Here is a 13,309-nt window from a genome sequence, read left to right as displayed (position 1 = left end):
TGGAGCCTAAGCAGCTCGGCATATCGCCGACGTATGCATCTTCACCCGGCTCGGACTCAGCCATGCCGTCGTCCGCCGCGACGGCGCCTCCAAACTCGCACCCCGCTTCCTGGCCGCCCGCCGGCAAAAGCGCTACCGGCGCGCCTCGAATGCCGCCACTCGCCCGCGACCGCGCCATCGGCCCAGCTCGCGGTGGTCCTGCTGGGCCTTCTTCTCCCGGGCGGCTTGGCGCAGGTCGTAGGCGGCCCGGTTGTTCGGGTTCTCCAGCGCCTCGATGAGGGAGTGCCGTCCGTCGCGGCCGTAGCGCCACCACACCGGGCCGAGCGGCCCGCGGGTGGCCAGCAGCTCCAGGGTGGTCGCGACGATGGGCACCGCGTCGTCGTACTCGCGCCAGCCGTCGACCGGCCGGACTTCCTCAACCGCCTCAGCAGAGACGATCACGTCGCTCATCAGGTGTTCTTCCTTGATCGGGAGTTACACCGAAGACCGTACAGACCCTCTCCAGGCGCCCCGGGAAGCACCACTTCACGGACGAGCTCCTGCGCGACTGCGCGTCCGCGGTCGTGTGGGCCAAAGCCACCGGCAGCGAATGGCGCCTGGCACCCGCCATGCGGCCCCCGCTCTCCCCCATCGGCCACCCCGACCCCATCGGACCGGAACACCGCGTTATCAAAGCCCTGACCAACCGCGCGCCCACACAGAGATACCGCCAGCTCATCAAGGCACTGGCGGCGTACGCCGGCTCTCTGGCCCAAGCACCGGAGGAGGGCCCGAGGACCTTGACTGGAAGTGTGTCAAGGTCCCCCGGGCCCCGCCCGCCGATCAAGGCGGAGAAACATTAATGCTACGAGCGACCGGTTCTACTCGGTCCGCAGCGCGGTGGCAGTCCGGGAGCGCGCCGCCCAGCCGGCCGGCAGCAGTGCCCCGAGCAGGGCGATCGCGATCCCGCCGGCCAGCAGCGGGAGCAGTATCCCGGCGGTGTAGACGTGGGTCGCGCTCGGCGGCAGGTTCCTGCCGATCGCGTTCCCCATCTGGGTCAGCGTCGCCTTCTCCACCGCCATCCCGATCGGGACCCCGATCAGCCCTGCGACCAGGCCGGTGAGGCTCACCGAGGTCAGCACCATCGCGATGGTCTGCTTGGGTGTCATCCCGAGGGCCTTGAAAATCCCCAGGTCGTGGATCCGTTCCCGGGTGTCCTGCACCACGGTGTTCAGCACGCCGAGCGCGGCGACCGCGATCATCATCAGCGTGAGGGTGGCCACCAGGGCGACCATGGTCAGCACCGTGTAGTTCTCGTACGTGATGTTCGGGGTGGCCGCGGCGTGCAGCGGGGTCAGCGCGGCGGTGGCCGAGGCGGACCAGTCCGGGCCGCTGACGTTGTCGGCCAGCTTGACATTGAACTGGGAGATGTACGGCGTCAGACCGGCGGCGGTGAACGTGTCATTGTCGGTCATCACGATCGCGTTGCCGCTGGCATCGAAGTCGATGCCGACGATCCGCAGCGGCAGTCGCTTGTTGTCCTGCGCCACGGTGACGGTGTCGCCGACGTGCACCCCGGCCGACGAGGCCAGGTGGTCGTTGATCACGGCTTCGCCGGGGTTCTGGTACCAGCGGCCGTGCAGCAGCTCCACGTTGGTCCAGGACAGGTCGCCGGTGGTGGTGTCCACCATCGTATTGTCCCCCGGCGACGCGCCGATCATGGTCGCGCCGCTGACGCCCCAGCCGAACGCGGCCTTCGTGCCCGGGACCGAAGCGAGCGCGGCGGCCACCTCGGTGGAGTCCATGTGGGGGTTGGCGGGGCCGCCGGCGGAGTGTAGGCCGGCGGGCGTGCCGGCGGGCACCACGAGCATCGACGCGGCATTGAGGCCGGTGGTACCCGCGTCCTGGTACTTGGTGAACGCGGTCTCCAATCCCATCGCGAAGGTGACGCTGACCGCGCCGAACAGCACCGCGGCGCCGACCAGCACGGTCCGGGCCGGTTTGGCGAACGGCTGGGCCAGTCCCAGCGACATCGGCCGGGGCAGCGGCAGCCTGCTTGCCAGGCGCTGCGCGCGTTGGCCGCGCTGGGCCTTCGGGGCGCGGCCGACGACCAGGGTCTGCACCGCCGGCATGCGGCCGGCCCGAAGTGCCGGGATGAGCGCGGTGACACCGACTATGACCAGGGTGCCGATCGGCACGACGAGGCTGACCCACACCGGCAGGCCGGTGCCGGCGGCACCGAGTTCCTTGCTGGCTTTGCCCAGGACCGGAACGGCCAGCAGGTTGCCGGCCAGTGTGCCGCCCAGCACGCCGATCGTCGCCGGGATCAGGGCTTGTGCGGCGTAGGCGCGGGCCACCTCCCAGGGGGTGAAGCCGAGCGACTTCAGGATCCCGATGCGCCGGATTCCCGAGACCACCGCGCCGCTGACCACGATCGCGATGATCAGCACCGACAGGAACAGGCCGAGGACGCCGAAGACGACCAGGAACGGCACGAAGGACTCCGTGGCGCCGATGGCCTGCTTCTCCGCGGCCAGGTAGGACTGTCCGCTCTCGACCGAGCCGGCCGGCGCGGCGGCGGCGATCGCCTGCTTGTCCGTGGTGAGGTCGGCGTCGGTCCCGGATTTGGCGAACCGGTAGAGCATCTGCTCGTCGGTCTTGGCGCCGGCGGCGGTCAGCCGCGCGAAGCCGTCGCCGGTGAGGAAGCCGGTCGCGGTGTTGGTCAGCGAGTTCGCCAGGCCGACGACCTTGAACGAGGGCTTGCCCGGCAGCGAGTCGAACACCACGGAACCGCCTGCGCAGTGATGGTCCCATGCAGCTAGGACGATCTCGTTCGCGCTGGTCGGCCACCTGCCATCGACCAGGGCCAGATGGTCCAGGCCGGAGGTGGCGGCCAGGTCGGGCCGGGTGGTGGCGATGACCGGCTGGTCGGCGCGACCGGCCATCGGCATGCCCGGGGCGATGTTCGCGGTGCAGTCCGTACCGAAGCTCGTGTTCAGGGCTGAGGTGACCGGGTACGGCCCGGACGCCTCGGTGACGCCGGCGGCGTGCGCGGTGGCGGCGGCCTGCGCGGCAGTGGCCTTCGAGCCGTCGAACTGGACCGACAGATGCGCGCCGTTGCGGGCCTTGAAGGCGTGCTCGAACGGGGCCTGCACGGCGGCCAGCAGACCGAGCGAGAGCACCGAGGAGGTGACGGCCGCGAACGTCGTCAGGGCCATGACGAGGGACTGCACCCGACGCCGGCCGACGCCGGAGCGCACGACCTTGCCCAGGGCGCTCATCGGACCGCTCCCGCCGAGCCGTTGGCGGGAGCGGTGGCGGTGGCGGTGGCGCCGCTGAGCGGATTGACCACGTCTCGGGCCACGGCACCGTCCACCAGCTCGATCGTGCGTCCCGCGGTGTTCGCGGCCAGTTGGATGTCGTGGGTCACCAGCAGGATGGTCTGGCCGTCGGCGTTCAGCTCCAGCAGCAGCTGGCGCACGTCCTCGGCCGAGCTCGAGTCCAGCGCGCCGGTCGGCTCATCGGCCAGCAGCAGCGCCGGGTCGTTCATCAGGGCCCTGGCCACCGCCACCCGCTGCCGTTGCCCGCCGGACAGCCGCTGCGGATAGGCCTTGGCGTGCCGGTCGATGCCCAGCGAGCCGAGCAGGTCGACGGCCCGCTGCTTCGCTTCGCCCTTGCCCATCCCGGCCAGCTGCGCCGGAACCATGACGTTGTCCAACACGGTCAGGTCGTCCAGCAGGTTGAAGAACTGGAAGACCATGCCGATGGAGGCCCGGCGGTACTTCGCCGAATCGGCCTCGCCGAGCTGGTCGACGCGGATGCCGTCGACGGTCACGGTGCCGCTGGAAGGCTTGTCCAGACCCGCGATCAGGTTCAGCAGCGTGGACTTGCCGCTGCCGGAATGGCCGAGGATCGCCACGCACTCACCGGCCGCCACGGACAGGGTGACGCCGGCCAGTGCGGGCGGGCCGTCGTCGTACTTCTTCGTCGCGTCGTGAAGCTCGATCATCGGTGCGTTCGTCATGGCCACGAACCTAGGAACGGACCGTGATCCACCGCGTCGGCCGGCGGACGTCACCTCTTCCCGGGCGATCGGCCCGGGGGCGTATCCGGCATACATCCCCGGGGCGACGCGCAGAGCCGATGCCAGTCCATACGATCTCCGTATGGAAGAGCTGCTCCGGCGTTTTTCGACATCGGCACCCGTGGCCTGGCTGACGGCGCAGGCCGTGGTGCTGGCCGCCGCCTGCTTCTACGCGGTGATGCTCTTCTGGACGATGCCGCTCGGTCCGATCCCGCACCACGGTGGCCCGTTCCTGTTCCCCGACCTCAGGCCCGACCAGAGGATCGGTCTCTGCCTCGTGCTCGCCCTTCCGATCCTGCTGGTGCGCCGTCTGCCCGCGGCGGTCTTCGCGGCGGTCCTGGGCGAAGCAGCCCTCGGCGACTTCTTCGGCGCGCAGCCCTGGATCGCGCTCCCCCTGCTCCCGGTCCTGGGCGGGTACCTCGCCGCCCGGCGGCCGACGGCTGCCGCCGTCGGCTCCGTCGCGGCCGTCGCGACCGCGTTCGTCGAACGCACCCTCGTCCCCCACGGGGAATCCGTCGGCGACGCGGCCCGGCGGGCCGGGCAGCTCGCGTTCGTGTTCGCGGTCGCGTGGGTCTTCGGCGGGGTGTACCGCAAACGCCGTGAATACCTCGAAGCCCTGCACGAGCAGACCGCGGCCCGCGCCGTCATGGCCGAGCGGCTGCGGATCGCCCGCGAACTGCACGACAGCGTCGCGCACAGCATCGGGATCATCACGGTGCTGTCGGGAGCGGCGGCGCGGGTCGTGGAGACCAAGCCCGAGCAGACACGGCAGGCACTGACCGGCATCGAGACCACCAGCCGGGAGACGCTGCTCGGACTGCAGCGCATACTCGGAGCACTACGCCGCGCCGAGCCCGACGACGCCATGCCGCAGGCCGCTCCGCTGGCGCCGGGCGCCAGCCTGGCGGACGTCCCGCGGCTCGCCGAAAGCACGGCCGACGCCGGGGTGCGGGTCCACGTGACCTGGCGGGGCGAGCAGCGTCCGCTGCCGCCGGAGATCGAGCTGTCGGCGTACCGGATCGTCCAGGAGTCGGTGACGAACGTGGTGCGGCATTCCGGTGCGCGCACGTGCCGGGTCGCGGTCGGTTACGAGCCGACAGGAGTGACGATCGAGGTGGTGGACGACGGGGACGACGGTCTTGGCGGGCCCGGCCGTCCAAGGCCCTCGGCGGCGGCCGGCGGGAGCGGCTTCGGCCTGCTCGGCATGCGCGAGCGGGTGACGTTGCTGTCCGGCCAGTTCAGCGCGGGCCGGCGTCCGGAGGGCGGATTCCGGGTGGCTGCGAGGCTCCCGGCATGAGCGTGCGGGTGCTGCTGGTCGATGACCAGCCGCTGATGCTGGTCGGGCTCGCGATCCTGATCGGCGACACCGACGACCTGGAGGTGGTCGGCGAGGCCGGCGACGGCCGCGAGGCGGTGCGCCTGGTGCGTGAACTGCGGCCGGACGTCGTGGTGATGGACATCCGGATGCCGGGCATGGACGGGATCGAGGCGACCCGGCAGGCGACCGCCGAGCCGGACCCGCCCAAGGTGCTGGTGCTGACGACCTTCGACGACGACGAGTACGTCTACGGCGCACTGCGCGCCGGGGCCAGCGGATTCCTGCTCAAGAGCATGGCCCTGGACGCGATCCTGGACGCGATCCGCGTGGTAGCGGCCGGCGACGCGTTGATCGCGCCGAGCGTGACCCGACGGCTGATCGCGGACTTCGCCGGAACCTCCGCCACCCCCGCGGCCCCCGCACCGGACACCGAGCCCGCCGCGGACTCAAGTCTCATCGCGGGGATCACCGACCGGGAGCGCGAGGTACTGGCACTGGTCGGACAGGGACTGTCGAACGCTGAGATAGCCGAGCGGTTGGTGATCAGCGCGGCGACGGCGAAGACGCATGTCTCTTGTCTGTTCGCCAAGCTCGAAGCTCGGGACCGCGTCCACCTGGCGATCACCGCCTTCGAGGCCGGACTCGTGCCGCGCAGACGGTAGGGCAGGGGGAGAAGAACGATCGAGACCACGAGTTCGCCGCGTTCCAGATGCGCCAGCACACCCACCTGGCCGCAGCGGGATTCGAGTCGAGGTTGTTCGGAAGTCACGGACCCCACCTGGGATCCATGTCCCCGCCCCCACACACAGCACGCAGCCGCCTTCGGCGTTCGTGGATGGTTACAGGAAGCCTGGCCATCTGATACCAACAAGCTCGTCCCGTGGGCCACGAAACGCCAGCTCCCGATGTCCTTCCGGTTCCGGCTATCGCGTCCCAGCTCACGACCTGGCTGCCCGGAACAGCGTGTCTGCGCTCAGTTGCTCGGCCCGTCGATCTTGTCGGCGAGTTCGCGCGCGTAGGCGTCGATGTAGGCGGCGATCGGCCGCAGCTCCCAGGAGCGGTCATTGCGGCGTCGGTAGCGGGTCTCGGCGATCGACCTGAGGAGCCTGCTGCGGGAGAGGTGCGCCTTGGCCCGTGCCTGCCGGACGACGGGGGCTTGATGGGGGTGGCCCTGGGTGACGTCCATCCAGATCAGGACGGCGGCCGTGTCGCGGCGGACGGCGTCGTCGAAGCGCCGGCCGGTGCGTTCCGGCAGGTGTTCGCTCAGGCGGTGCCAGTCGGGCTCGGGCAGCGACCAGATGGCGAGTGCATGGCGGCGCTGGTGGTAGTCGACCAGTTGCGACGCTGCGTCGAGGTGGTCAGCGAGCCGTTGGAGACCGGCCTCCAGCGCCCCGAGAGCGTCGGCGGCAGCGAGACGACGGCGGACATTGCCCATGGCCCAGGCCACAGTGGCGAACGACAGGTCGAGCCGATCGGCACAGGCTTGCACCGATCCGCCGGTGATCATCCGGACCAGGTAGGCAGGCGCGGCACGCCGAAGCGCCTCGTGCGCGTCGGGCGGCGCGTCGAAGTGCTGGTGGAGCCACACCTCGAAGAGGTACTGCGGGATGTGGTGCCAGGTGAAGCTGCCGCTGTGGCTGGGCGGAACGTTCCGTCGCTCCGGCTTTCGCCGTTTCGGTGCCGGCCGGGGAAGGGAATCGGCTTCCTGGATCAGCCGGTTCATCCCCGTCGATCTGTTGTGGTTGCTGTTGTGGACGGCCTGCCAACGGCTGTTCGACCAGCGGACGGCCGCCAGAAGTTCCCGGATCCTGGTCTCGGCCGCTCCGGCGTCGCCGGCCACGGAGCCCTCCCGCCGTAATCCTTAATCGCCGACAAGGGTACGCGCCCGTAGGCGCAATCCCGCCGGGCGCACCGATGAGCGGGTCGTGGCCGCGGTGAAAGAGGCGATCCGGCGCCGGCGCGACCGCTCCCAGGGAACCGTCAAGGCGCTGTTCCCCGTGGCCGCCCGGATCCTCACGGAGCGGCACGGGGATGCGGTCGCGATGTGCTCGCAGGCCACCTTCTACCGGCTGGTGGCGGCGCTCACGGACCCGCGCGAGGGCCTGCACGGGCGCGGAGACGGCGTTCCCGGGCTCCGGGAAGGGCGGGCGTTCACCCCGACCGTTCCGGGAGTTCAGGCTGCCGCGTCGGACCGGTGTGTGCGCCAGAGCGACCTCAGGGCTTCGAGTTCGGCACGGGGGAAGTGTTCGCCCCACTTGCCGCGATATCCGCTCTCGCTGTACTTCGTGGCGACTTCGTCGAAGCAGCGGATCACTGCTCGCGCCACGGCGTCGACGCTCTGCTGGGTCGACCAGATCTCGATCCCGGCGTTGTCGTGCTTGGCGCCGTCGGGTAGTTGAAGGAGGCGGATCCACACGTCGTCGCCTGCGCGGTAGAAGATCCACCGGAAAGCGGTGGGCTCTGCCTCGAACTGGGCACGTGTCTCGGCTTCACCGCTGACCAGTCGGGCGACCGCCGTCAGGAGGTCCTCGGGGGCGCTGGTGATGTACGAGGCTGTGACTTCGGCATCGGCTTGACCGTCAGCGATGCTGCAGTCCGCCCACCCGTGTCCGTTGAGAGTCCAGACGAGTTGCAGATAAGCCACGGCCACCGTCCTGCTGTGTGAGGAAGCGTCGGACATCGACCGCGAGGGCAGACATCTGCTCGCCTGCGTCGAGCCAGGTTGTGACGGATGCCTCCCAACCACCGGCCGCACTTCGCCATGGATGAAGAGTCCAGGTCAGCCCGATGTGACCGCCGGAACGGAAGACCGCGCTGATGGTGAAATCGCGGTCGTTGGTCTGCCAGACCCGCTGCCCGTCCCAGCCGCGGAAATCGGCCGCCAGTCCCTCCAGGAAAGGCGCCAGGTCGGCGCCCCAGTTCCAGGCGACCACCCCGTCAACGCGAATGGTCAGCCCCGGCGCGGACGCCTCGACGGCGTACTGCACGCGGTCCTCGTCAGGCCGGGAAGAGTCGCAGAGCCGCACGCTGACGGAGCGGTGGTTCTGGCAGCGGACGGTCACGGCGGTCGGCGTGTCGAGGTCGGTGTCGTGGGAGCTCATCGGTTGAACGGTAGATCACGGAGGCCCCACCCGTCGCGGAGATTACGTATCGGGGAGGCGTCCTACATCGACCTGGTCGGCGAGGTAGATCATGACGCCCTCGGGATCCATGCCGAGGGCTGCGGCGACGAGTTTGGGGTCCAGGGTGTTCACGAGGTCGGCAAGGCGGGTGCATCGCAACGGCCCGGGGGCACTGAACGCCGTCACGGGCCAGGACCTGCCCACCAGGCCGCCGCCCAGGGCGTGCGGCTGCACCTTCCCCTGTTTGCCTCCGCGGGGTTCGACGCATGACCCTCTCCTCTCCCTCCGCCCTGCCGGCTCCGGCGGCGCTCGCGAGCTCCGTGTTCCGCGACGACGAGCCAGTCGTCGGTCGTCCAGAGCCACCCGCTGCTACCCGGCGCGGGCGAGACGCCGGGGCCGCTGTGCGGCGACACCGCGGTGTGGGACTTCAACGACGTGATCCAGCGGCCCGCCCAAAAGGGCCGCTACGCGTGGCGGATCACCTTCACTACCGGCCTCACCGACCCGGCCTGGAACCTGCTGGCCCGCGAACTCGTGATGGCCCTGCGCTGCTCTCGGCGGCAGCCGCAGGGGCGCGCAGAATGCGGCGGGCACGCCCCTCTCAGTCGGGGCACACCGGCAGCGGGCAGTCGCGCACCGCTGGGTGAAGGGCTGTGACGGGCAGGTCACCATCCACGGGCACTAAAGGAACGGACGGCCGGGCTCGGGCCGGCCGCTCGCCGGGAAGGAGCCGGATGACGAGATCGCCCCTGTCGCGCCCGGTGTGGGCCAGACAGTGCCCAAGTGGCAGGGCACTGGATGTCCTCGCAGCGTGCAGGGCCTGGCGCAGCCGGGCTCGTTCGGCAGGCGGTGGGTCGGCGATGCGCAGGACGCCTCCGGCCTGCTCGATGTCCGCGATGAGCTGTGCAGCGGCAGCGTCCAGGGGTGGTTCCACCGGGGTGCTCGTTGCAGGGGTGGCGTTCGGCGGGACTGCTGCGCTGGTCCGCCGAAGCGGTCGGCGAGCAGAGGCAGTCGGCTGGGCAAGACGTTGGTGTCCCGCGGATGTGGGGGCGGCCGGCTGCCGCCCCTCACCAGGGCGGCTGCCTGCCCATCCCGCCCCAAGGAGAGGCGACCACATACAGGGGCGACCGCCGTGTGCTGCAGGCCGCCCTGTCGGCCCCGATTCCCGGGGACCGGCAGGGCGGCCTGTTCCTGGTCAGTCCCGGCGGGCGCCCTGGATGATCCGGTCGATGGCGGCTGCGGCCTGCTCCGGGTGTCCTCCCAGCCACCTGCCGAGGTGTTCCTGGACGGTCTGTTCGACGCAGGCGCGCACGGCGGCGTTACTCAGCCAGCCGCGCGTGGAGCCCTCGAACTCGGGATGGTCCAGCTTCACCGACACGACCGCTGTCAGACCTTCGCTGATCCGATCGGCGTCAAGGTCGGGGTCTGTCGCTGTCAGCAGCTGCCGCTCCCGTGCGTATGCGGTGACTGCGGCCGCCACTCCGTCGCGGAAGCCGCGCTCGTGTGTGCCGCCGATGGTGGGCCGGCTGTTCGCAAAGCTCCGGACCCGCTCCTCGCGGGAGGCACGCCAGCGGAAGGCCACCTCCACCGTCCCCGCCATCCGCGGATCTTCCCGCTCGCAGCCGATGATGTGCGAATGAACGGGTGTCTCCTCCTGCTCGTCGAGGATGGCCACGAAGTCCCGCGCGCCGTCGGGGTACCGGAACCGCACCGATCGGGCCTCGCCTCGGCGGCGCTGATCGGTCAGAGAGATCTCCAAGCCCCGGTTCAGCAAAGCCAGTTCCCGGAAGCGCTCGGCCAGCCCGTCGAACGAGTACTCCGCGGCTCCGAAGATGTCGGCGTCGGGCCAGAAGGTGATGGTGGTCCCGCTTCCAGTCGACGTGCCCGCCTCGGTGAGCGGGGTGACAGCCACGCCGCGCGCGTACTCCTGAACCCAGCGGGCTCCCCCACGCCGTACCTCGGCTGTCATTCGGCTCGACAGGGCATTGACGACGAAGGGCCCTACCCCGCAGAAGCCGAGCGTCACGTCGTGGCGGCCACCGCGCCCCGTCCCGGTCTGCATGCGGGTCAGCAGGGCTTCGAGGCCGGAGATGCCGGTGTCCGCCGCTTCGTCGATGCGGATGCCTCGTCCATCGTCGGCCACACATACACCGTTGTCGGGTGTGAGGGTGATGTCGACGCGGCCGGCGTGGCCGGCCAGGACCTCGTTGACGGCCTGGTCGGCGACCTCGAACACCATGTGGTGCAGGCCGCGTTCACCGGTCGAGCCGATGTACATCCCGGGCCGCTTCCGAATGGCCTTCCACCCCTCCAGCACCTGGATCTGGCTGGCGTCGTACTTGCTGGCTTCCTCGCTCATGATGTCCCCTCCGATGCTGTCCGGCAGAACTCCTCAGCCTAGGCGAATCCCTGGAAAGCACCAGGTCAGACCATGTTTGCCGAGTGCGTAGACGGGCGGGTGAGAGCCTGTCGGGAGACGGTCGATCCCGAGGTCGCAAACTGGTGCCGGATCGCTGCCACGGGCCCGGCGAAGCCGCGTACGACACCGTTTCTGGCGGCCCCGAGGTCCCCAATTTCATCAATTTGCGCGTCAGCCCGGGATCCCATGCCCGTCGGCTTCGCCGCCGCACTGATCCGGTCCCTGACCGAGCACCTACGAGGCCGGACGAGGCCAACCGGAACGCGCAGTCACATCAGCAGCGGGTCAGCCTTGGTAACCCTTGATGATCTCGGTGACGTTGTCTCCGACTCCGGCTCGTCAACGGCGGGTAAGGAGGACGACTTGGAGCGGGATCGAAGTGTCATGCGCCCGGCGGATGTTGTAGCTGACCCTTCGGTTGACGTATCGGGCCTCGTCGGCCACGAGTTCTCCTGGACGGGCACCCTGGCCGAGTGGGCGCTCGGCCGGCCGGGTCGACGGAGTCTGCTGCCGAACGGGTGCGATGCAACCCTCACGGGTCGGATTTCGCCATCCCGCTGAGCCGATCCTCGTGATCGCCGTACATTCGCTGACACGAACAGAAGTTGAAGGAGCACTTGTGGACGGACGCACGTTCGACTCGGACAGCAGCGTCGGATCGACGCGGGCCCTCGTGGAGGCACGGCTGCCGGCCGTACGGGAGCAGCGGCGGCGGCTTGAGGAGCAGCTGGCGGTCCTCATCGCCCAGGAGGACGCGATGGTGGCTGTGTTGGAGGGGTTGGATGTTCTGGCCCAGGCTCCGCTCGGGGAGCGGGACCGGGTTCCGGGCGCCGCGCGGGTAGGCGTCGCGGACGAGCCGTCTGCCGCCCGGGCACGGTCGGCGCAGGAGTCCTCCGAGTCGCCCGTTGCCGAGTCCGGCTCTGCTGGGGCACCGGCTGCGGGCCGGGGCGCGGGCCCGCGCAGGGCCGTCTCCAAGAAGGCAGCAGCGAAGAAGACGACGGCCACGCGGAAGGTGGCCGCCCCCGCGAAGCGAGCGGCCGCAAAGGCCGCCGCGGGCAAGGTGCCGGCGGCGGGCGCCCGGGAACAGGATGCGACGCCCGCGCCCGCGCCGGCCTCGGCCCCGGCCGTGAGGAAGGCTGCCCGAGGCGCCTCCAAGAGGGCGGGCACGACGGCCGCCCGAGGAAAGGCGGCGACCGCGCAAGCCACGGAGGGTGCAGGCAGCCGGACGACGCCCGCGCGCACGGCGGCGGGCCGTCGGCGCCTGACCGACGCACAGAGTGTGCTGGCCGTCCTCGGACGGGGCAAGGGCCCGCTGCGGGCCCGGGAGGTGACCGTCCTGCTCGGTCTCGACGGCCAGGACGGAGCACTCGACGCGGTGCGCGCGATGCTCGAGCGCCTCGCCAAGACCGGACGGGCGCAGCGGACGGGTCGCGGCTTGTACGACGCGGTGGCCGGCTGACGGCCGTCCCGCCGCTGGCGGACCTGGCCGGTTCGGGTGGTGCCGATGGGTACCTCGGCACCGCCCCGGCGATTTGGGGGGATTCGCGCGGACGCTCCCGCTCAACCGTCGGACCGCAGGCGGAAGGCCCCCGTCCGCACCGACGGCCGGACCACACGGTTCGGCCGTGTCCTGGAGCCGGACGTCGGCTTCCGTCGGCACCTTCGTCGGCGGCGGCTTCGAAGCTGGTCGCGCCGGGCCCGGCTCTTCGGTGCAGGTGTTTTCGGCTCTGGAGTGGTGGGCGAGGGCGGATTCGAACCGCCACAGCCGAAGCGGGGGTGTTACAGACCCTTGGGCTCTCCCGTGCCCAGCTCGCCCTTGGCGGAGGAGGTGGGGGTCGAACCCACACGGATGCTCACGCGCCCCAACGGTTTTCAAGACCGAGGCCGGCGCCACCTGTCGGCTGGCTCCTCCGAGAACTGCTCTTGTCCTGCTGTACTGCGCGGAGAGTGCGCGGATCGAACGCGCGCGGGTGCGACCCCGACGACGGCTTGAGCCAAGCCACTGCCTGACCACTCGGCCGACTCTCCCGGCTACTGCGCTGCCGGACGAGGATTCGAACCCCGATTGCCTGATCCAGAGTCAGGCGTGCTGCCAGTTACACCATCCGGCACGGACGGATGGGCGGCACGAAAAGGGCCGCCCGGGCGGGGAACGATCCCCGGGGCGGCCCGGCAAGAAGCCGGTCAGCGCGCTACGAGGACGTCCCGCTGCTCTGGGAACTCGAAAAGCGCTGATACGACTGGCCACAGATGACGGCGTTCACGGTCGCGCTCCTTCCTGGTTGCTTGGCGCAATGCGTCCACTGTGGCGCACCGCCGGTGGCGGGGACAACCGCTTTTCACGGCGAAAGCCCCAGGTCCGGAGCACAGGTTGGCGACGGGCTTCG

11 protein-coding genes and 4 tRNA genes are annotated in these 13,309 nt (G+C 70.4%); 3 read left to right on the top strand and 12 right to left on the bottom strand.

Annotated elements, in window-relative coordinates; translation table 11 throughout:
• Positions 1-132: 132 nt before the first annotated feature.
• The 3 genes from ACWCXH_RS31915 to ACWCXH_RS31905 all read right to left on the bottom strand — a co-directional run bounded on the left by ACWCXH_RS31915 (position 133) and on the right by ACWCXH_RS31905 (position 4,003).
• Positions 133-450 carry a hypothetical protein gene (locus ACWCXH_RS31915; protein WP_449804977.1) on the bottom strand — a complete coding sequence of 106 codons (318 nt, stop codon included), beginning with the start codon at positions 448-450 and terminating at the stop codon, positions 133-135.
• Positions 451-860: 410 nt separating this feature from the next.
• Entirely contained in the window at positions 861-3,260 is a 2,400-nt protein-coding gene (locus ACWCXH_RS31910; RefSeq protein ID WP_449804976.1) for an ABC transporter permease, read from the bottom strand.
• Positions 3,257-4,003, bottom strand: a complete 747-nt coding sequence (locus tag ACWCXH_RS31905) for an ABC transporter ATP-binding protein (RefSeq protein ID WP_449804975.1) — start codon at positions 4,001-4,003, stop codon at positions 3,257-3,259. Before ACWCXH_RS31905 ends, ACWCXH_RS31910 begins: the two co-directional genes overlap by 4 nt.
• A 142-nt stretch (positions 4,004-4,145) precedes the next feature.
• Between ACWCXH_RS31905 and ACWCXH_RS31900 the strand changes: the two genes are divergently transcribed.
• Together ACWCXH_RS31900 and ACWCXH_RS31895 are read left to right on the top strand one after the other, a co-directional pair.
• A complete protein-coding gene (locus tag ACWCXH_RS31900; protein WP_449804974.1) occupies positions 4,146-5,360 on the top strand; it encodes a sensor histidine kinase in 1,215 nt (404 codons plus the stop codon).
• On the top strand, positions 5,357-6,043 hold the full coding sequence (locus tag ACWCXH_RS31895; RefSeq protein ID WP_449804973.1) for a response regulator: 687 nt from the start codon (positions 5,357-5,359) through the stop codon (positions 6,041-6,043). The genes ACWCXH_RS31900 and ACWCXH_RS31895 overlap by 4 nt, the downstream gene beginning before the upstream one ends.
• A 311-nt stretch (positions 6,044-6,354) precedes the next feature.
• Here ACWCXH_RS31895 and ACWCXH_RS31890 read toward each other — a convergent pair whose 3' ends face one another.
• The 5 genes from ACWCXH_RS31890 to ACWCXH_RS31870 form a co-directional block, all read right to left on the bottom strand.
• Positions 6,355-7,221, bottom strand: a complete 867-nt coding sequence (locus tag ACWCXH_RS31890) for a hypothetical protein (protein WP_449804972.1) — start codon at positions 7,219-7,221, stop codon at positions 6,355-6,357.
• Positions 7,222-7,554: 333 nt separating this feature from the next.
• Entirely contained in the window at positions 7,555-8,025 is a 471-nt protein-coding gene (locus ACWCXH_RS31885) for a hypothetical protein (RefSeq protein ID WP_449804971.1), read from the bottom strand.
• Positions 7,961-8,482 (bottom strand): DUF6228 family protein, encoded by a 522-nt coding sequence (locus tag ACWCXH_RS31880; RefSeq protein ID WP_449804970.1) that lies wholly within the window; start codon positions 8,480-8,482, stop codon positions 7,961-7,963. Before ACWCXH_RS31880 ends, ACWCXH_RS31885 begins: the two co-directional genes overlap by 65 nt.
• A gap of 42 nt (positions 8,483-8,524) precedes the next feature.
• Entirely contained in the window at positions 8,525-8,737 is a 213-nt protein-coding gene (locus tag ACWCXH_RS31875; RefSeq protein WP_449804969.1) for a hypothetical protein, read from the bottom strand.
• A 961-nt stretch (positions 8,738-9,698) separates the two neighbouring features.
• A complete protein-coding gene (locus tag ACWCXH_RS31870) occupies positions 9,699-10,862 on the bottom strand; it encodes an ATP-binding protein (RefSeq protein WP_449804968.1) in 1,164 nt (387 codons plus the stop codon).
• 679 nt (positions 10,863-11,541) lie between these two features.
• Here ACWCXH_RS31870 and ACWCXH_RS31865 point away from each other — a divergent pair.
• Positions 11,542-12,381 carry a hypothetical protein gene (locus tag ACWCXH_RS31865; RefSeq protein WP_449804967.1) on the top strand — a complete coding sequence of 280 codons (840 nt, stop codon included), beginning with the start codon at positions 11,542-11,544 and terminating at the stop codon, positions 12,379-12,381.
• A gap of 274 nt (positions 12,382-12,655) precedes the next feature.
• On the opposite strand, the gene ACWCXH_RS31860 is transcribed toward ACWCXH_RS31865, so the two are convergent.
• From ACWCXH_RS31860 to ACWCXH_RS31845, 4 genes are all read right to left on the bottom strand, one after another.
• Positions 12,656-12,738, bottom strand: a tRNA-Tyr gene (locus tag ACWCXH_RS31860).
• Between the two features lies 1 nt (position 12,739).
• Positions 12,740-12,834 (bottom strand) — tRNA-Ser (locus ACWCXH_RS31855).
• Between the two features lie 29 nt (positions 12,835-12,863).
• Positions 12,864-12,950: transfer RNA gene (locus ACWCXH_RS31850), tRNA-Ala, on the bottom strand.
• Between the two features lie 11 nt (positions 12,951-12,961).
• A tRNA-Gln gene (locus ACWCXH_RS31845) sits at positions 12,962-13,033 on the bottom strand.
• Positions 13,034-13,309 lie beyond the last annotated feature (276 nt).

The organism is Kitasatospora sp. NPDC001660, from assembly GCF_053596725.1.
This window is presented reverse-complemented; position numbering and strand designations above follow the sequence as displayed.